The organism is Streptomyces otsuchiensis (assembly GCF_004305975.1).
Lineage (GTDB): Bacteria > Actinomycetota > Actinomycetes > Streptomycetales > Streptomycetaceae > Streptomyces > Streptomyces otsuchiensis.
Map to the genome: position 1 here is coordinate 1 of NZ_BHZI01000133.1, position 16,690 is coordinate 16,690.

Annotated in this window: 15 protein-coding genes; 5 read left to right on the plus strand and 10 right to left on the minus strand. The window is 74.8% G+C overall.

All coding sequences use genetic code 11. From position 1 onward, the window contains the following. Positions 1 to 49 precede the first annotated feature (49 nt). The 4 genes from E0D90_RS14330 to E0D90_RS14345 all read right to left on the minus strand — a co-directional run bounded on the left by E0D90_RS14330 (position 50) and on the right by E0D90_RS14345 (position 6,068). Positions 50 to 1,528, minus strand: coding sequence for a hypothetical protein (locus E0D90_RS14330; protein ID WP_227870222.1), 1,479 nt, complete (start codon positions 1,526 to 1,528; stop codon positions 50 to 52). Positions 1,529 to 1,593: 65 nt separating this feature from the next. Continuing rightward, complete coding sequence (locus tag E0D90_RS14335) at positions 1,594 to 2,925, minus strand: MATE family efflux transporter (RefSeq protein ID WP_227870223.1); 1,332 nt, start codon at positions 2,923 to 2,925, stop codon at positions 1,594 to 1,596. A 108-nt stretch (positions 2,926 to 3,033) separates the two neighbouring features. Next, positions 3,034 to 4,785, minus strand: a complete 1,752-nt coding sequence (locus tag E0D90_RS14340) for a lipopolysaccharide biosynthesis protein (RefSeq protein ID WP_227870224.1) — start codon at positions 4,783 to 4,785, stop codon at positions 3,034 to 3,036. Beyond that, positions 4,782 to 6,068 (minus strand): glycosyltransferase, encoded by a 1,287-nt coding sequence (locus tag E0D90_RS14345; protein ID WP_103502896.1) that lies wholly within the window; start codon positions 6,066 to 6,068, stop codon positions 4,782 to 4,784. Before E0D90_RS14345 ends, E0D90_RS14340 begins: the two co-directional genes overlap by 4 nt. Before the next feature lie 399 nt (positions 6,069 to 6,467). On the opposite strand from E0D90_RS14345, the gene E0D90_RS14350 reads away from it, so the two are divergent. Next, on the plus strand, positions 6,468 to 6,923 hold the full coding sequence (locus E0D90_RS14350) for an FAD synthase family protein (RefSeq protein WP_103502876.1): 456 nt from the start codon (positions 6,468 to 6,470) through the stop codon (positions 6,921 to 6,923). On the opposite strand, the gene E0D90_RS14355 is transcribed toward E0D90_RS14350, so the two are convergent. Then, positions 6,901 to 7,668 (minus strand): CDP-alcohol phosphatidyltransferase family protein, encoded by a 768-nt coding sequence (locus tag E0D90_RS14355; RefSeq protein ID WP_130798528.1) that lies wholly within the window; start codon positions 7,666 to 7,668, stop codon positions 6,901 to 6,903. The two genes, E0D90_RS14350 and E0D90_RS14355, sit on opposite strands and share 23 nt — an antisense overlap. Positions 7,669 to 7,969: 301 nt before the next feature. Between E0D90_RS14355 and E0D90_RS14360 the strand changes: the two genes are divergently transcribed. After that, positions 7,970 to 8,929, plus strand: a complete 960-nt coding sequence (locus E0D90_RS14360; RefSeq protein WP_130798518.1) for an SCO2278 family lipoprotein — start codon at positions 7,970 to 7,972, stop codon at positions 8,927 to 8,929. Positions 8,930 to 9,030: 101 nt separating this feature from the next. On the opposite strand, the gene E0D90_RS14365 is transcribed toward E0D90_RS14360, so the two are convergent. Both E0D90_RS14365 and E0D90_RS14370 read right to left on the minus strand, forming a co-directional pair. Beyond that, positions 9,031 to 9,756 (minus strand): bifunctional DNA primase/polymerase, encoded by a 726-nt coding sequence (locus E0D90_RS14365; protein WP_130798520.1) that lies wholly within the window; start codon positions 9,754 to 9,756, stop codon positions 9,031 to 9,033. Between the two features lie 328 nt (positions 9,757 to 10,084). Next, entirely contained in the window at positions 10,085 to 10,720 is a 636-nt protein-coding gene (locus E0D90_RS14370) for a TetR/AcrR family transcriptional regulator (RefSeq protein WP_103501177.1), read from the minus strand. A gap of 162 nt (positions 10,721 to 10,882) precedes the next feature. Here E0D90_RS14370 and E0D90_RS27230 point away from each other — a divergent pair, with 162 nt between their 5' ends. Together E0D90_RS27230 and ddaH are read left to right on the plus strand one after the other, a co-directional pair. Beyond that, complete coding sequence (locus E0D90_RS27230; RefSeq protein WP_170214978.1) at positions 10,883 to 11,050, plus strand: DUF6243 family protein; 168 nt, start codon at positions 10,883 to 10,885, stop codon at positions 11,048 to 11,050. Between the two features lie 117 nt (positions 11,051 to 11,167). After that, complete coding sequence (gene ddaH / locus E0D90_RS14375; RefSeq protein ID WP_103501178.1) at positions 11,168 to 11,965, plus strand: dimethylargininase; 798 nt, start codon at positions 11,168 to 11,170, stop codon at positions 11,963 to 11,965. Positions 11,966 to 12,114: 149 nt separating this feature from the next. On the opposite strand, the gene E0D90_RS14380 is transcribed toward ddaH, so the two are convergent. Beyond that, positions 12,115 to 13,131, minus strand: a complete 1,017-nt coding sequence (locus E0D90_RS14380) for a small ribosomal subunit Rsm22 family protein (RefSeq protein WP_227870225.1) — start codon at positions 13,129 to 13,131, stop codon at positions 12,115 to 12,117. A gap of 191 nt (positions 13,132 to 13,322) precedes the next feature. On the opposite strand from E0D90_RS14380, the gene E0D90_RS14385 reads away from it, so the two are divergent. Further along, positions 13,323 to 13,964 carry a DUF4291 domain-containing protein gene (locus E0D90_RS14385; RefSeq protein WP_130798522.1) on the plus strand — a complete coding sequence of 214 codons (642 nt, stop codon included), beginning with the start codon at positions 13,323 to 13,325 and terminating at the stop codon, positions 13,962 to 13,964. A gap of 71 nt (positions 13,965 to 14,035) precedes the next feature. Here E0D90_RS14385 and E0D90_RS14390 read toward each other — a convergent pair whose 3' ends face one another. Both E0D90_RS14390 and E0D90_RS14395 read right to left on the minus strand, forming a co-directional pair. Beyond that, entirely contained in the window at positions 14,036 to 15,253 is a 1,218-nt protein-coding gene (locus E0D90_RS14390; protein ID WP_227870226.1) for a serine hydrolase domain-containing protein, read from the minus strand. After that, positions 15,217 to 16,545, minus strand: coding sequence for a multidrug effflux MFS transporter (locus E0D90_RS14395; RefSeq protein WP_103504634.1), 1,329 nt, complete (start codon positions 16,543 to 16,545; stop codon positions 15,217 to 15,219). The genes E0D90_RS14390 and E0D90_RS14395 overlap by 37 nt, the downstream gene beginning before the upstream one ends. Positions 16,546 to 16,690 lie beyond the last annotated feature (145 nt).

The window sequence follows — 16,690 nt, forward strand, 5'->3', positions numbered from 1 at the left end:
CGGGGCGGGAGCGGCCGGTGCCGGTGGCCGGCCTCGGCGGGGCGGGCGGTCACCACAGCCGGCGCTCGGGCCGGTCCCGGAAGGTGGTGACCAGCGCCAGGCAGAGGGCGACGATGACGATCCGGCCGGTGGCCTGGAGCAGCGAGCCGCGCAGCAGGATGAAGCTGTACCCGGCGATCAGCGGCACCACCACGGCGAAGACGTTGCCCGGCGAGGGGTCGTGCAGGGTGCGGCTGACGTACCTGCGGTCGGCGCGGGCGGCGCCGTACCCGACCGCGAGCAGTCCGGCGGTCATCCCCAGTGGGCCGAAGTCCAGCCACAGTTCGGCCCACAGCGGGGAGGAGAGGTTGGTGTTGTTGGTGCCCATCCACTCGCCGACCAGGACCCCGCTGTCGACGGGTTTCTCCTCCCACAGGGTGCGCGGGACGAAGAACAGCACCGAGCCGAGGAGCTGGCCGCCGTAGGTGTGGTGGCCGTCGTCGACGAAGGTGATGTGGTTGGCGAACATGCCGACCTGGTCGTAGTCCTTGACCGCCAGCGGCTCCAGCAGCGAACCCGAGCCGGTCTGGTTGGCCGCGTCGTCCGCGTACCGGTAGCGGTCGGCGAACGGGAAGATCAGCAGCGCCACGATCACCCCGAGGGCCAGGGAGGCCCGGTACATCACGGGGCTGCGGGGGAAAACGGTGAACAGCAGCGAGAACAGGACGGTCAGGAACCAGTAGCGGGGGTTGGAGACCGGGTTGTTGACGATCACGTTGACGACGGCGACCACCGTCCAGGCCGCCAGCACGGAGGGACTTCGGCGCGCGCTGCGGGAGGTCACCAGCCAGCGGGTGAGCAGCAGCAGCGCCAGCAGCACCGGGACGGTGCCGAATCCGCGCAGCAGCGCGTTACCGGCCTCGCCGGTCTCCTGGTCGACCTGGCCGCCCGTCACCTCCTCCAGTCCGAGGAGGATCTCCTCGCGGCTGCTGAAGAAGACCGCCGGGCCGCCGAGCTGGACGACGAAGACGCCGCTGGCCGCGAGCGAGAACCCGACCAGCAGCCACAGCCGCCAGCGGTCGACGCGGGCCGGGGCGCGCTTGCGGCCGCGCAGCGCGGGCCGGTTGCGGGCCAGCATGGCGCCGACGTCGAAGGCGACCATGCCCAGCAGTACCAGCGCGGTGGCGAGGACGGTGTCCGAGCGCGGCCCGACCACGGGGGTCGGTTCGCGGCCCAGGACGGACTGCGCGAGCGGGGCGACACCCATCGCCAGGTAGCAGAAGAGCCAGAACGCGCCCTGGATGAGGCGGCGCTGGCCGGCGAGGACCATGGCGCACAGCCGGGCGCCGGCGTAGCAGGCGACGACCAGCTGGAGGAGGAACGCGGTGTCGCGGACGCCTTCGCCCGGCTGCGCGGCGACGGCCAGCGGCAGGGCGGCGACGACGCCGAAGATCAGGGGCAGCGCGGTGGCGCGGGAGAACACGGCCCGGCTCTGCGACGCGCCGGGGGCGGCCGCGACGGGGCGGGACAGTTCAGTGGTTTCCGGCATCGGCGCGATCACCCCCTGTGCGTGGACCCCGCCCGCGGCGGATTCTATCGGCCGGCCGCGGGGGCTCACCGCGAATCCCCGCTTCGGCCGGCGCCGGGTACCGGGGTCCCGTCCGTGCCGTCCCCGGCGCCGGCGGGTCCGCCCGCGAAGGTGTCTCCGGCGCCGTCCCCGTCCGGTCCGTCGGCCGGGGGCGGTTCGCGCAGCACGGCGCGGACCCGCAGCCAGGCGGCGGCGCTCTTGGCGGCCGATCCCACGCACAGTCCCCAGGCCGCGCCCACCACTCCGCCCAGTGCGTAGCCGCCGAGGAGGCAGGCGACGGACAGCAGCGAGAAGACGACCTGGATCGGGAGGGTGGCGCGGGGGCGCAGCACGCGCAGCGTCAGCAGCCCGCAGACGCCGAGGGCCATCACGGTGTACTGGACGCCGGTGGCCGGGAGCAGCGCGGAGGCGGCATCCCAGGTGTCGCCGAGCAGCGCGCGGCCCGCGGAGCCGGGGACCAGCAGCAGCACCACCGCCCAGCAGGCGGCGACGGCGGCGAGCGCACCCGCTGCGAGGGCGGCGGCCCGCGCCTTGTTCTCGGGCGCGTGGAGGCGGTTGAGCTGTGGGGGGCCGAAGCCGTTGGCGGCGTTGAACAGGACGTTCAGCGGGCCGAAGAGGGTGGTGGCGCCGCGCAGCGCGCCCACGGCCAGGGGGTTGGCGAACAGGCCCAGCCCGATGACGGCCAGCTGGGTTCCCGCCTGGCCGACGCCGTACTCCGCGGCGAACCGGCGGCCCAGGTGGTCGCGGCGCAGCGGGGCGGCCAGCGGCGTGGGGCGGGCGCCGCGGGTGGCGCGCGCCAGCAGCCATCCGCCGAGCAGCAGCGCGGGAAGCGCGGAGAGCCCCCAGGCCAGGACGAGCCGGGAGGGCTCCGAGCCGTGCGGCTGGAGGGCGAGCGCGGGCACGGCCAGGGCCAGCCGCAGCACGTCGGCGGCGAGCGCGCCGTGCGCGAGGCCGAGCAGTGAGAAGCCGTACCGCAGCGCGTCCTGGGCCAGTACCAGGGGGAGCACCAGCCCCAGGACGGCCAGGGCGTCGGCCAGTTCACCGTCGAACGGCCACGCGGACAGGGTGAGGGCGGCGCCGGCGAGGGTGGCGGCGGTGAGGGTGAACAGCACCGAGCCGCGGATGTGACCGTGGAGTTCGGCGTCCGGCCCGCGGCGCAGAACCAGGGCCTGTCCGACGAAGGCGGCGGCGCCGCCGAGCAGGACGGTGGCCACGGCGTAGACGATCGCGAACGACGCGAACGCGGCGGCGGTGGACTGCCGGGCGGCGACGATCACCACGGCGATGTTGGTGAGGGCGACGACGCCCTGGTCGGTCACGGACGCGGCCATCACGGCGCGCGCGGAGGGCCGTCTCACCGGGGGCACCGGAGCCGGGGTGCCACCGGGCGGGCGCGGACCCGGGCCCGGGCGCCACCGGGCCGCCCGCCCGCCGGATGGCGGGGGACGGCACTGGTCGACGGGGCGTCAGTCACGCGGGGAGCGGCCCTCGAACTCGGAGGGGTCCAGTATCCGCAGGCCCATGGTCTCCGAGCCGATGTCGCGGTGCGGGACCGGCACCCGGTCCTCGGCTCCGGTCCGCTGGCGCGGGGCCACCCGGCCGGTCGCGGCACGGGGCTCGGCCTCCAGCTCGTCGTCGTGTATGTCGCTGTTGTCGGCGCCCGGCTGCTCGCGGTCGTTGCCGCTGCCCCAGGAGTGGAGCACGGCGCCCAGCAGCACACCGCCGGCGCCCACGACCAGTTCCCGTACCCGGGCGAGGTCGTCGCGCCGCACCTCGTGCGGGTCGCAGACGACCAGGACGCCGTCGACCCGGTCGGTCAGCGCGATGGCGTCGGCGTAGGAGAGCACGGCGGGGGCGAGCACGGTGACGACGGCGCCCTTGGCGTCGGCGTGGCCGATCAGCTGGCTCGCGGGGGCCGAGGTCAGCGCGCGCGGGACGTTGCGGACCCGGCGTCCGGGCACCAGGTCGAAGACGCCGGACTCGCCGGCGTCGATCGGTACCCGCAGTCCGGCGGGCCAGCCGCCGTCGCTGCCGGGGGTGGAGACCCAGCCGGGGCGCACGCCGTCGGCGTGCCGGAGCTGGTCGGTGAGGCTGGGGGTGCGCAGGTCCGCCTCGATGAGCAGGGCGTCCATGCCCATCTCCGCGAAGGCGGCGGAGATGTTGACGGAGGTGACCAGCGGCGTCTCGATGGTGCCGCGCGGGGCGACGACCAGCAGCCGGCGGCGCTGGGCGAACGCCTCGTCGTAGGCGAGGCGGAACGCGACGGAACGGTACTCCTCGGCCAGGCGGCCCTCGGCCAGCAGCTGTCCGGGCGCGGGGCGGGCGGTGCGCGGCAGCACCCCGAGGACGGGTGCGCGCAGTTCGCGGGCGACATCACCGGCGGAGCGGACCCGCGGGTCGAAGACCAGCCGCACCCAGGCGGCGAGCAGGCCGACGCCGATACCGACGGCGGTGCCCAGGCCCAGCAGCATCACCAGTCCGGGGCCGGAGGGGGAGTCGGGGACGGCGGCACGGGTGATGACGCGGCCGCCGGAGGTGTCCAGGGAGCGCAGTTCGCTGATGCGGCCGTCGATCTCGCCCATGCGGGAGACGATCGCGGCGCGGGCCGCGAGGGCTTCCTCGTGGGCGCGGCTGCCGTCGAACGCCTCGGCGATCCGCCCTTCCTGGACCTCCAGCCGCTCCTCCTGGACGGCGCGCTGCTCCTGGAGGGAGCCGGCCATGGAGTCGACCAGGCCCTGGGCGGTCTCCTGGCGGTTGCCGAGGTAGGCGCGGACGAACGCGTTGGCGCGGCCGGCGGCGGTGTCGGGGTCGGTGGCGGTGTAGGAGAACCGCAGCACCTCGGTGTTGGGCGGGTTGGTGACCTGGAGGCCCTCCTTCAGGTCGTCCGCCTCGTCGGCGGGCCTGCCCAGTTCGGTGGCGGCCTGCTCGGCGACGGTGTCGCTGACGGCGGTGCGCCGTTCGGAGCCCATGGCGACGCGGTCCAGCGATCCGCCCTCGAAGGGGTCGCTGGCCGGGGCGCGGACCACGATCTCGCTGGTGGCGATGTAGGTGTCGCTGGTGGCCAGTCCGAGGTAGCCGCCGCCGAGGAGGCCGAGCAGGACACCGGCGGCGATCAGCAGCCGGTAGCGCAGCAGCTGCCGGAACTGCTCGCGCAGCAGGTCCGGTTCGTCGTGCGCGGGACCGTTCCGGCCCTCCTCGCGCAGCGTGGTCTCTCTCACGCCCTGCTCCCCTTCCTGCCGGTGTCGCGGTCCGGCCGAGGATGTGTCGGGCCCGGCCGGCGAGGTGTGCGGTGCGCGGCCGTGCGGTGTTCGGTGATCGCCTCGTCCAGCAGGGCGGAGATCCTCCCCAGCCCGGCCTCGCGGCCCAGATGGGCGCGAGCGTAGTCGAAGCCGCGGGCGCCCAGTGCGTCGGCCACCTCGGGGTCCGCCGCCAGCTCGCGTCCGGCGGCGGCCAGCGCGGCCGGATCCTCCGGTGGCACCAGCCAGCCGGCGTCGGAGCGGCGTATCTCCTCCGCGGTGCCGCCGCCCTCCGCGACGGAGGCGATCACGGGCCGGCCGGCGACGAAGTACGAGGTCAGCTTGGAGGGGACGCTCATGTCGAGGACGGAGGCCCGCTGAGTGACGAGCAGCCCGTCGGCGGCGGCCAGCACGTCGGTGAAGTCCCCGGCGTCGGCGGGCGGCAGGAACTGGACGTTGTCCAGTCCGGCGGCCAGCTCGGTCAGACGGCCGCGCTGGCTGCCGTCGCCCATCAGCACGACGTGCAGGGCGGGCTCGGCCCGGGCGGTCTCTATCAGCACCTCAAGCCCCTGTTTGAGCCCCATGTTGCCGGAGTGCAGCAGGACGGTGCGCCCGTCCCAGCCGAGGCGGGCACGGGTCTGGGCGCGGGTGTCGCCGGGGGGCGCCACATGCGACCAGTTGGGCACCAGCCGCACGCGGGCCTCGTCCACGCCCAGCGCGCACACCCGGTCGCGGAAGGTCTCGTGGATGATGCCCACCAGTTCCGCGGAGCGCAGCACGCGTGCCTCCACGGAGGCGGCGGCACCGGCGGCGCGACCGCCGCCGGCGATGCCGCTCTGCGCGGCGGCGGCGCCCATGAGGTCCTGGACGACCGGCACGAACGGCACCCCGTGGCGACGCGCCAGACGGGCGGCCAGTACCCCGCCGGCCAGGCTGGGCATCTGCGCGACGACGGCGTCCGGACGTCCCATGCGGGGCGGGGCGACCAGGCCGTGCGCGAGGATCGACGCCTCGTACAGCGCCCGCCGCACGGCGGTCTGCCGGGCCGGGATGGAGTGGCGGCGGCGGTGCACCAGCACGCCGGAGCGCTCGTCGGTGACCCGCCAGCGGCCCCGGTAGCCGGGGTCGGCCCGCCAGGACGGGTAGTGCGGCATCCCGGCCAGGACGTGCACCTCCGCGCCGCGCTCGGCCGCCCAGTGCTCGGCGACCTGGGTGGCGTAGGGGCCGATACCGGCCTGCTCGGGGGCGTAGTTGGTGGACACCAGCAGCAGTCGCTCACCGACGGCCGCCGACGGCGCCCGCTCCGGCCGGTGTTCCGGTTCGGGGTCTCCCCCGGCCGCCGGATCGGCGGAAGTGTCGCGCACCGTGTAACTCCTCCCCCGGGCTCTGCCTCCCCTGACAGCGCTCCGTGCTCACCCTATCCGCAGAACACCACCGCATGTCAGCGTTCGTACCTGTCTGCACCACCGCGACCGCGGTCCGCGTGGGTGCCGCCCGCCCGGGCCGCGGGCCGGGGCCTGAGCGGGCGGCCGGGGCCGTGATGTGACCGTTCGTCCCTGCCCGGGCCGGGTTGACGCTATCGTCTGGTCCAACAGCGAACGCGGGCGGGCGCGGCACCGGGAGAGTGCGGCGGCCGCACCGCCATGACCGGGGGGTCACGCCGCATGACGCACATCGTGGGCTACGCGCCCGGGGTCTACGACCTCTTCCACATCGGACACCTCAACATCCTCCGGCATGCCAGGAGTCACTGCGACCACCTGGTGGCCGGCGTCGTCTCCGACGAGACCGCCCAGGGCATGAAGGGCCGCCCCCCGGTGATCCCGCTGGTGGAGCGGCTGGAGATCGTCCGCTCCGTCCGGTACGTGGACTCCGCGTTCGTCGACACCTCCCACGACAAGCTAGAGATGTGGCGGCAGGTCCGGTTCGACGTGATCTTCAAGGGCGACGACTGGCGCGGCACCCCGAAGGGCGAGCGGCTGGAGGCGGCGATGGCCACGGTCGGGGTCGAGGTCGTGTACTTCCCCTACACCGTCCACACCTCCAGCACCCAGCTACGCGGGGCACTGGACGCCCTCGCCGCGCCGGCGGCACCCGTCAAGCGGAGTGCGGAGAGCTGACGGCCGGCTCCTCCGGAGCCGATGCGGCGCCCGCGCCCGGCACGGGACCGCCGGGCGCCCGCTCCGGGCGCACGGCGGCGAGTTCGCGGTACCACTTGGTGAGGAACCCGGCGAGCAGCAGCACCGCCGCGGCGGCCAGCGCGGTGTAGCCGTAGCGGAACAGCCGCTCGTCGCCGAGCAGCAGGAAGACCACGCAGACCACGCCGTAGTCGACGGGCAGCAGCGCGACGGCCCGCACCGTGGACGGCCGCGGCGGGACGGCTCCCGGGGCGGGGCGCGGCTTGAGCTTCTCGGTCAGCAGCCCGCCGCAGTAGGTGACCACCGCCGCCAGCTGGAAGACCAGCGGCACCAGCAGCCACGCCGCGTGGGGCAGGTCGAAGAAGCGGTACCAGGCGATCAGCACGGCGGCGTGCAGCGCGGTGATCTTGACGCAGTCCACGACGTGGTCCAGCCACTCACCCGCCGGCCCGGACACCCCGCGCAGCCGGGCCAGTTGACCGTCCGCGGAGTCCAGTGCGAAGCCGGTCACCAGGGCCGCGTAGACCGCGACGGCCAGGGCCCAGCCGGGCTCCACCAGCGCGACGGCGGCGACGCCCGCGTAGCTGAAGGCGGCGCTGACCAGGGTGACCTGGTTCGGGGTGAGCCCCGCCCGGTAGGCGGCGGCGGCGAACACCCGGCCCAACGGCCGGTTCACGTAACGGGAGTAGAGCGAGACGCCCTTGGCGGACTTCTGCGCGGTGCGCAGCCGGCGCAGCGCCGCGCGGTAGCCCTCGGGCGCCTCGTCGGCTCCCGGCGCGGCGTCTCCCGCCGGCTGTCTGGCGGGCTCCGGGGCCCCCGGGACCGTCATCGCGTACCCCCTGGCTGTGCGTCGGGCCTCCGTGCGGCATCATCCCATGCGCGGGTCGCCCGTCGGCACCGATACGATGCGTTGGCCGACGCCCGAACGGGCTGGCGGACGCGGAGGCGGGCCGGTGGCCGGCCGGCACACTCCCGCGGCTGCGCGCTCGCACCGCGCGGCACACGAGGTGACGGGGAGGGGCCCCACGATGCGGGTGAGAGCACGGCTGACCGCCGCCCTGACGGGCATCGCACTGACGGCTTCGCTGGCCGGTTGCGTCACGGTACGCGGCGAGGAGGCACTCCTCCCGACGACCACCGAGGACGAGGCAGCGGACGTCCTGGCGAACTACGCCGAGGTCAAGAACGAGGGCAACCCCGCCTACGACGCGGAGCTGAACAGCACCGTCGACACCGGGACCCTGCTGAACATCAACTCCGCCGGGCACACCGCCCGCCACCGGGTCCATCCCGAGGGCAACCCCAACTACCAGCCGATGGAGTTCAGCGACTCCGTCTTCCACATCCCGCGCCAGGCCGGGTGGCCCAAGCACTTCGTCGCCGACACCGCCACCAACCGGGGCGACGCCCGCTGGCTGCTGGTCTTCACCCGCGACGCCGTGGACCAGGACTGGCGGGCCAACTACCTGGTGACGCTGCCCCCCGAGGACGTCCCGGTCTTCACCGAGGACGAGGAGGGCCACGCCGAGTTCCTCACCGCCGACGAGACCGAGGGGCTGGCGATGAGCCCGGCCTCGGTGGCGGAGGGCTACGCCGAGTACCTCCAGAGCGGCGAGGGCCCCTACACGGACGGGCCGCTGACCACGGGCGAGCGTGAGCGCCGCGAGGAGGCGGGCAACGAGGCCGCGTACGTGGTCCAGTACCAGGACCAGGCCGCCGCCGGGGAGTCCTCACCGCCCCTCGGGCTGCGCACCGAGGACGGCGCGCTGGTCTTCTTCTCCACGCAGCACCACGAGAAGCAGACGTGGGCGGAGGGCGAGACCCCGGTGATCGACCAGTACGTCGAGGCGCTGCTGGAGGGCGAGGCCACCCGTTCGGTGACCACCCGCCGGATGAGCATGCAGGTGTCGATGGTCCCGGAGAGCGACGTGGGCGAGATCGAGGTCGCCTCGCGGGTCTTCGGCGTGGTCGGCGCCGGCGCGGACTGACACCGGCCGGCCCGGCTCACGGGCTCACGGGCTCACGGGCTCACGGGCTCACGGGCTCACGACAGCGAGCGTCCGGGACCGTGCGTGCACGGCCGCCGGGGTCAGCGCCCGTACCAGCCCGCGTGCTGGTCGTGGTCGAGCTCCCCGGCCGCCGCGTCCCGGGTGTTGTGGTCCGCGCAGGCGTCGGTGAGCGCCTCCAGGAGGGTCAGCGGCTCGGGCAGCGGGTGCCCGGGGCCACGCAGCCAGCGCACACCGCCGCCGCCCGGCACCCGGGAGGGCGGTACCAGCACGTAGCTGGCGCGGCAGTGCCAGCGCAGCCCGGGATGCTCGTCCATGGTCTCGGGGTGGCAGTCCAGCTCACAGGGCCACCACTCCTCCTCGTCGTCCGGGGTGCGGGTCTTGGTGAAGAACAGCATCCGGTCGGGGTCGACGACGGCCACCGGTCCCAGTTCGACGCCCTCACCGTCGAGACGGAGGAGGGCCGCCTCCCCGGCCGCGAGCGGTACGTCCAGCACGTCGTGGGTGAGTCCGGTGGCGGTGATGACATTGGTCTCGGGGTCGGCGTCGAACCAGCGGGTGACGCGCGCGGGGTCGGTGGTCGCCTCGGTGTGCCAGGCGAAGGAGACGGCGTGCCGGCCCGGCGTCGGACAGCCGATGCGCTCGCACGAACAGCCGTAGCCCTGCGGGTGGGCAGCGCGGGCGAGGGGGAAGCCGGCGGCGGCGACGAGCAGGAGATCCTCGCGGCGCCGGGCGGCGGCCGCGTCCGCGGCGGCGGCGCCACGGGCACCGCGTCGCAGCCAGCGGGGAATTCTGCTCTCGCGTTCCATGGGCTTCGTACCGCCTCACTTCGTCCGAGGGCCGCCCGCGTTGACTGGGTGGCGACTGGGGCCATCCTGCCTTGTGTGACTGACGAATGCGTAATCGGACCGGTCCGAACGACCGGATGCCGGACACGCCGGGGCGGAACGGGGCGGACGGTGCGCCCGGGCGGCGCCGGGGCGCACGCTGGGGGCGCCGGCGCGCGTGACCCGGGCGCGGGTGGCTGCGCCCCGCCGGGCACGGCGGGACGGCCGATGGGCCCGGAGCACAGCGCTCACGCGGGCGCGCGCACCGGACAACGCGCCGGCGAAACGGCCCGGCGGGGTGTGTGTGCCGTCACAACCGCGGGCGCAGCCCGCTCATGACGAGGTCGACCAGTCCGTCACAGAAGGCGTGGTCGAGTTCCCCGCGGCGGTTCAGCCACCGCTGGAAGAACGCGCCGGTCAGCATCTCGGCGGCGAGCCGCACATCGGCGTCGGGGGCCAGCTCTCCCGCCTCCCGGGCCGCACGCAGTCGCGCCGCGTAGAGCTCGACCCCGGCGTTGTCGCCGAGCCGGGCGTCGAACTCCCGGGAGAGTTCGGCGTCCTCGGCGCCCGCGACGGCCAGCGCGCGGTAGGGCGCCTCGAAGGAGGGGTCGCTGAACTCGTCGGCGGTGGCGCGCAGCACCGCCTTGAGGTCGGCCTCGATGTCACCGGTGTCCGGGAGCGCGGCCGGGGCGTCCTCCCCCTTGCCGTCGGTGAAGGCGTCGAGCAGTACGGCCGCCTTCGACGGCCACCAGCGGTAGATCGTCTGCTTGCCGACACCCGCCCGGGCGGCGATGGCCTCGATGGTCAGCCGCGCGTAGCCGACCTCGCCGACCAACTGGAGGCTGGCGGCGAGGATGGCGTTGCGGGAGTGGGCGCTGCGCCGAGTGGGGTCGGGGCGGCGTCCGCCGGTGGCGGGGGGCTGGGCGGCTGCTGGTCGGGAGGTCATGCGGCGAGTCTAACGAGACGAACCGTATTGACAAGACGAACCGTCTCGTCTCAAGATTGAGCGATGACGGCGACCGTCACCGGGTCTTCCGGGCGACCGTCGCGGACGGTCCCCCGGAGGACCACCCCGGACATCCGTCCGGACGACAGGAAGGAGACCGCCATGAGCAAGGGACGCAGCGGATCGATGCTGGGCGTCGGCGGCGACCGCAGGCACCTCTCCAAGGGCGCCCTGCGTGGGGAAAGGGCCGGCGGCCGCGGCGCGACGCCGCCCGACGAGCAGGCCCGCAAGCGGGAGCTGCTGGAGAGATTCCGCACGCGGAAGAGCTGACTCCGGCGAATCCGCGCACGAACCCCGCTCCTCACGACGAACGCTGTGCACACTGGGCACACCGCCCAGCCGGTCGTCGTGAGGAGCCTTTCCTTGTACTCACCCCGCCGCTACCTGATGTGCCCACCCGAGCACTTCCGGGTCACCTACGCCATCAACCCCTGGATGGACCCGGCCAAACCCGTCGACCTCCCCCTGGCCATCACCCAGTGGGAAGGACTCCGGGAGCGCTACCTGTCCCTCGGCCACACGGTCGACGTCCTCACCCCCCACCCGGACCTTCCCGACCTGGTCTACGCCGCCAACGGCGCCACCGTCATCGACGGCCGGGTGCTCGGCGCGAACTTCGCCCACCCCGAGCGCCGGCCGGAGGCGGCGCTCCACCGCGAGTGGCATCTGCGGCAGAGCGGGGCGACCGCCCCCGTGTACTTCCGGGATCCGGAGCACATCAACGAGGGTGAGGGCGACTTCGCCGTGACCGCCGGCTTCCTGCTGGCCGGACGCGGCTTCCGCAGCAGCCCCCTGTCCCACGCGGAGGCACAGGAGTTCTTCGCCCGGCCGGTGATCGGCCTGGACCTGGTCGACCCCCGCTTCTACCACCTCGACACCGCGCTCTGCGTCCTCGACGACTCGCGCGACGACGCCGTCATGTACTACCCCGAGGCGTTCTCGCCCGGCAGCCGCTCGGTACTGGCCCGGCTCTTCCCCGACGCGGTCCTCGCCGGGGAGGCCGACGCCCTCGCACTGGGACTGAACGCGGTCTCCGACGGGCACCACGTGCTACTGCCGCAGTCGGCGGACGGCCTGTTCGCACCCCTGCGGGAACGCGGCTACGACCCGATCGCGGTGGACCTGACCGAACTCCTCAAGGGCGGCGGCAGCGTGAAGTGCTGCACCGGCGAGCTACGGGCCTGAACCGCCGCGGTGACCACCGCACTCGGGCGGCCGCGGCGGCGGTCCGCCCGAGCCCGGTGCGGCGCCGAGCCCCATGCGGTGCCGGTGCCGGTGCCGCCCCGGCGCGTGACGGTCGGCCCGGGGCCTCGGACGGGTGTCGGCGCCCCGCCTCAGTCCGGTGCCCGCTCCCCGCCCGGCGGTGGCCACGGCTCGCCCCACTCCGCGTCCCGAGCCGCCCGGTATGCGTCCCGGTCGCGCTTGGTCACGGTCGTGCGGCGCAACCCGTCCCCGTTCGTGCACAGATCCAGCAGCACCTGCCCCTTGCGCTGCTGCGGCCGGCGCACGATCCGTGAGGCCGCCGGACGCGGGTCCGGGGCCAGACCCGGCGGCACGGCCGCCACATAGCTGAACTTCTCGTCCTCGTAAGGCAGTTCGCCGCCCTTGACCCGGCGGTGCAGCGAGGAGCGGGCGACCCGGGCCGCGAAGTGGCACCAGTCGGTGCCCGCTTCGATCGGGCAGCGGTCGCTGTGCGGACAGGGCGCCAGCACCCGCAGCCCGGCAGCGACCAGCCGGTCCCGCGCCCGGATCACCCGCAGGTACCCGTCGGGGGTGCCCGGCTCGGCGATGACCACGGCTCCCCCGGTCGCCGCGGCGGCGTCGGCGAGCGCGTCCCGCGCGTCCTCGGTCAGTTCCCCCAGCACATAGGAAGCGGTGACCAGCCCGGCCGGCGGCAGCCGCAGCCCGGGCGCGATCCGCTCCTGCCGCCAGCTCACCGCCTCCAGCGCCTCGTCGCGCGCCCCGTGGCACAGCTCCCGGCCGAGGTCGAGCGCCGGACCGGCCCAGTCCAGCACCGTGACCGGCCGCCCGCCCGGCCAGGTTCCGGCCACCGCCCAGACGGCGGCGCCGGTCCCGCCGCCCAGATCGAGGTGACTGCCGGGCGCCCACCCGGGCAGCCGGTCCGCCAGCTCTCCGAGGGCGGCCCCCACGGCGATGGCGGTGGCCGGCATGCGGTAGGCCGCGTAGGCGACGGCGTCCGCCCGGTCCCGGAGAATCGGCGCGCCGGTGGGAGTGCGCCCCCGGTAGTGGGTCATCAGCCGCTCGACCGCCCCGCTGAGCTGCCGTGGCGGCAGTCCGTCGAGCAGTGCGTCCAGCGCGCCGCGCAGGCGGTCGTCGGTGGTCGTGTTCACCCGAAGATCCTAGGCGCTGCGGGGGAACACCCCGTGGTCGCGGCGCCGCCGCCGAAAACCGGGAGCCACCGCCATCCCCTCGGCGCTACGGTGACGCGGCGCCGGCCGCGTACCGGCGGCCTCCACCTGGCGCCTACGGGCCGGTGCCGGGTCGGCGAGAGCCACAGCGACAGCGACGGGGACGACACGCCATGCCACAGCCATCCACGCCGGAGTCGCCGGAGGGCACCGCCCCCACGGCACACCGGATCCGGGCGGCACACACCGCCACCACGGTCACCCTCTACCAGGCCTACCCTCCGGCACTCGGCGAACCGGCCGCCCGCGACGGCCGCTTCCCCTCGTCCTGGAAGCGGGAGCGGATGACCTGGGTCAAACCGTCCTTCCTGTGGATGATGTACCGCTCCGGTTGGGGCACCAAGCAGAACCAGGAGACGGTCCTCGCCGTCGAGGTGAGCCGCGACGGGTTCGAGTGGGCGCTCCGCAACGCCGCCCTGTCGCACTACCGGCACGAGCTGCACGGCGACCGCCGGAACTGGAGCCGCGCGCTGCGCCGGGCTCCCTGCCGGGTCCAGTGGGGCCCCGAGCGCGACCTGCTGCTGCACCCGCTGCCCTGCCGGTCGCTGCAACTCGGGCTGACCGGGGAGGCCGCCGAGCGGTACGCGGACGAGTGGATCAGCGGCCTCCGGGACGTGACGCCGCTGGCGCACCGGGCGCACGGCCTGGTGCGGGCCGGGCGGCTGGAGGAGGCGTCCCGGCTGCTGCCGGACGAGCCCGAGTACCCCGCGGACGCGGGGCTGCTGGACCACCTGGTGCCGCCCGGCCGCCGCTGAGGGCCGTGCGCGGCGAGCGCGCACACCCGCCGGGTCGCCGGGCCGCGCGGCCGCTCACGCCGCGCGATCGCTCAGCCGCCGGAGCCGTGCCCGCGGTCCTCCGCGCGGAGCGCGCGGGCGAGCAGCGTGGCGGCGGCGGCGCGGGGGGCGCTGTCCGGCGGCGACGGGCGGACGGGGTGGACGGTGGTGGCGAGCAGCACCAGGAAGCCGCCCGTGCGGCGGTCCACCACCAGCGAGGTGCCGGTGAATCCGGTGTGCCCGGCGGCGGCGGGCCCGGCCAGCTCGCCCATGAACGAGGGCTGGTCCACCGCGAAGCCGAGCCCCGGCGCGTCCAGCAGCAGCGCGACCGACTCGGGACGGAGCAGCGGCCCCCCGTCGTCGAGCAGCGCCCGGCAGAACCGTGCCAGGTCGTCGACGGTGGAGAACAGCCCGGCGTGCCCGGCGACACCGCCGAGCGCGGCGGCGTTCTCGTCGTGCACCTCGCCGCGCAGCATGCCCCGGTCGGCCTTGGCCCACGGCCGGCGCTGGTCCTCGGTGGCGGCGGCCCGCTCCGGGGGCACCGGCCCGTAGGCGGTGTCCTCCATCCCCAGCGGCCCGGTGATCTCCTCGCGGATCAGGACGTCCACGGTGCGCCCGGTGACGCGTTCCAGCAGCAGCTGGGGGGTCAGCAGGTTGAGGTCGGAGTAGAGGCGGGCGGTGCCGGGGGCGGTGACCGGCGCCTCCCGCCACAGGCGCTCGGGCCAGCCACCCTCGTAGAAGGGGAGTTCCGGCCGGAGACCGGAGGTGTGGGTGAGCAGCTGCCGGACGGTCACCTCCGACTTGCCGGCCGCGCCGAACTCCGGGAGCACGGCGGCCACCGTGCCGTCGAGGGTCAGGCGTCCCCGTTCGAGCTGCTGCACGACGGCGACGGCGGTGAACAGCTTGGTGACCGACGCCAGGTCGAAGAGGGTCCCGGGGTGCAGCGGGTCGCGCCGCTCGGGGGGAAGCTCCCGGTCGTGGGCGGCGTGGCGCAGGGCCCAGCCGGCGGCGTGCCGGACCAGGGTGCGTTCACGCCTCCCGGCAAGCACGGCGGCGCCGCCGCACCAGGGGCGGCGGACGGGGTGCCCCTCCCCCCGCGCGTCCGAACCGGGCAGGCCGGGAAACGGGCCGGGAAGCGGGCCGGAATCCGGCAGCGCCGTGACCAGCCGGACGAGGTCAGCGAGCGGCCCCGACGCGGGCACCGGTGCGGTGCGCGCGTGCGGGGCGTCCTCGCTCATGCCACCGGGACGGAGACCCTGCTCGTTCGCCATGGCCTGCACAGTACGACAAAGGCCAGCGCGGCCAGTACGACGCAGGTCAGCTGGACCACGGCCATCGGCACGGCGGTGTGCTCACCGGCGACGCCGACCAGCGGGGAGGCGACGGCGCCGATGAAGAACTGGGAGGCGCCCAGCAGCGCCGAGGCCGACCCGGCGGCGTGCGGGGTGCGCATGAGGGCCTGCGAGTTGGCGTTGGGCAGCACCAGCGCCATGGCGGCCATCAGCACGAAGAGCCCGCTCGCCACGGCGACCAGTCCGGCGTCGCCGAACGCGCCGGAGGTGATGAGCAGCAGCGCCACGGCGGCACCGGTGATGATCACCAGGCCGACGCCGATCACCCGGTTCAGGGAGACCCGGCCGACCAGGATCTTGCCGTTGATCTGGCTGACGGCGACCAGCCCGATGGCGTTGGTCATGAACAGCAGGCTGAAGGTCTGCGGGGAGCCGCCGTAGATCTCCTGGACGACGAAGGGCGAGGCGGCGACGTAGGCGAAGAGGGTGGCGAAGGTCAGGCTGCCGGCCAGCAGGTAGCCGGTGAAGACCCGGTCGCGGAAGAGGCCGCCCATGGTGCGAAGGGCGCTGCCGACACCGCCGCTCTGCCGCTGCTCCCGGGGCAGTGTCTCCGGCAGCCAGCGGGCGACGATCAGCACCAGGACGAGTCCGAGGACGGCGAGGACGACGAACAGGCCGCGCCAGTCGGTGTACCGCAGCATCTGGCCGCCGAAGACGGGGGCCAGGATCGGGGCCGCGCCGGAGATCAGCAGCAGGGTGGAGAAGAAGCGCGCCATGGCGACGCCCTCGTACATGTCGCGGACGATCGCGCGGGCGATGACTATCCCTGCCGCGCCCGCCAGGCCCTGGAGCACCCGGAAGGCGGTGAGCGCCTCGATGCCGGGCGCGACGGCGCAGGCGGCGGAGGCGACGACATAGCAGGACATCCCGACGATCAGCGGGCGCCGGCGGCCGAGCTGGTCGCTCATCGGGCCGATGATCAGCTGCCCGAGAGCGAGGCCGAGCAGGCAGGCGGTGAGGGTGAGCTGGACGCTGGAGGCGCTGGTGTCGAGGACGTCGCTGACCTCCGGCAGGGCCGGCAGGTAGAGGTCCATGGACAGCGCGGGCAGCGCGGAGAGGCTGCCGAGGATCAGGGTGACGACGAGGCCGGCCCGCGCCTTGGGGGATATCGGCGCGGGCGTCGTGGTGGGGGGCTGTTCGGGTGCGATGACCGGGGGAACCCCGGAGGGCGTCATGTGGTCGGTTACGGCCGCCTGTTCGGACTGGGACATGCACTCTCCGTCGTATCGCAATGAACGGCCCAATCATCCCATCTCTTGTGCGGTACACGGAGCGGCGTTCCGGGGCGTGGGACGTCGCACCGGGCGCGCCGGGGGGCGCCGACGGGCGCCCGGACGGAGGGCGGGGCTCGTCCCC

What these genes read in the sequence shown, in the direction of transcription:
- E0D90_RS14385 (WP_130798522.1), top strand. Translation starts at nt 13,323, where the DNA reads ATGCCACAGCCATCCACGCCGGAGTCGCCGGAGGGCACCGCCCCCACG.
- E0D90_RS14330 (WP_227870222.1), bottom strand. Translation starts at nt 1,528, where the DNA reads ATGCCGGAAACCACTGAACTGTCCCGCCCCGTCGCGGCCGCCCCCGGC.
- E0D90_RS14390 (WP_227870226.1), bottom strand. Translation starts at nt 15,253, where the DNA reads ATGGCGAACGAGCAGGGTCTCCGTCCCGGTGGCATGAGCGAGGACGCC.
- ddaH (WP_103501178.1), top strand. Translation starts at nt 11,168, where the DNA reads ATGTGCCCACCCGAGCACTTCCGGGTCACCTACGCCATCAACCCCTGG.
- E0D90_RS14370 (WP_103501177.1), bottom strand. Translation starts at nt 10,720, where the DNA reads ATGACCTCCCGACCAGCAGCCGCCCAGCCCCCCGCCACCGGCGGACGC.
- E0D90_RS27230 (WP_170214978.1), top strand. Translation starts at nt 10,883, where the DNA reads ATGAGCAAGGGACGCAGCGGATCGATGCTGGGCGTCGGCGGCGACCGC.
- E0D90_RS14365 (WP_130798520.1), bottom strand. Translation starts at nt 9,756, where the DNA reads ATGGAACGCGAGAGCAGAATTCCCCGCTGGCTGCGACGCGGTGCCCGT.
- E0D90_RS14395 (WP_103504634.1), bottom strand. Translation starts at nt 16,545, where the DNA reads ATGTCCCAGTCCGAACAGGCGGCCGTAACCGACCACATGACGCCCTCC.
- E0D90_RS14350 (WP_103502876.1), top strand. Translation starts at nt 6,468, where the DNA reads ATGACGCACATCGTGGGCTACGCGCCCGGGGTCTACGACCTCTTCCAC.
- E0D90_RS14360 (WP_130798518.1), top strand. Translation starts at nt 7,970, where the DNA reads ATGCGGGTGAGAGCACGGCTGACCGCCGCCCTGACGGGCATCGCACTG.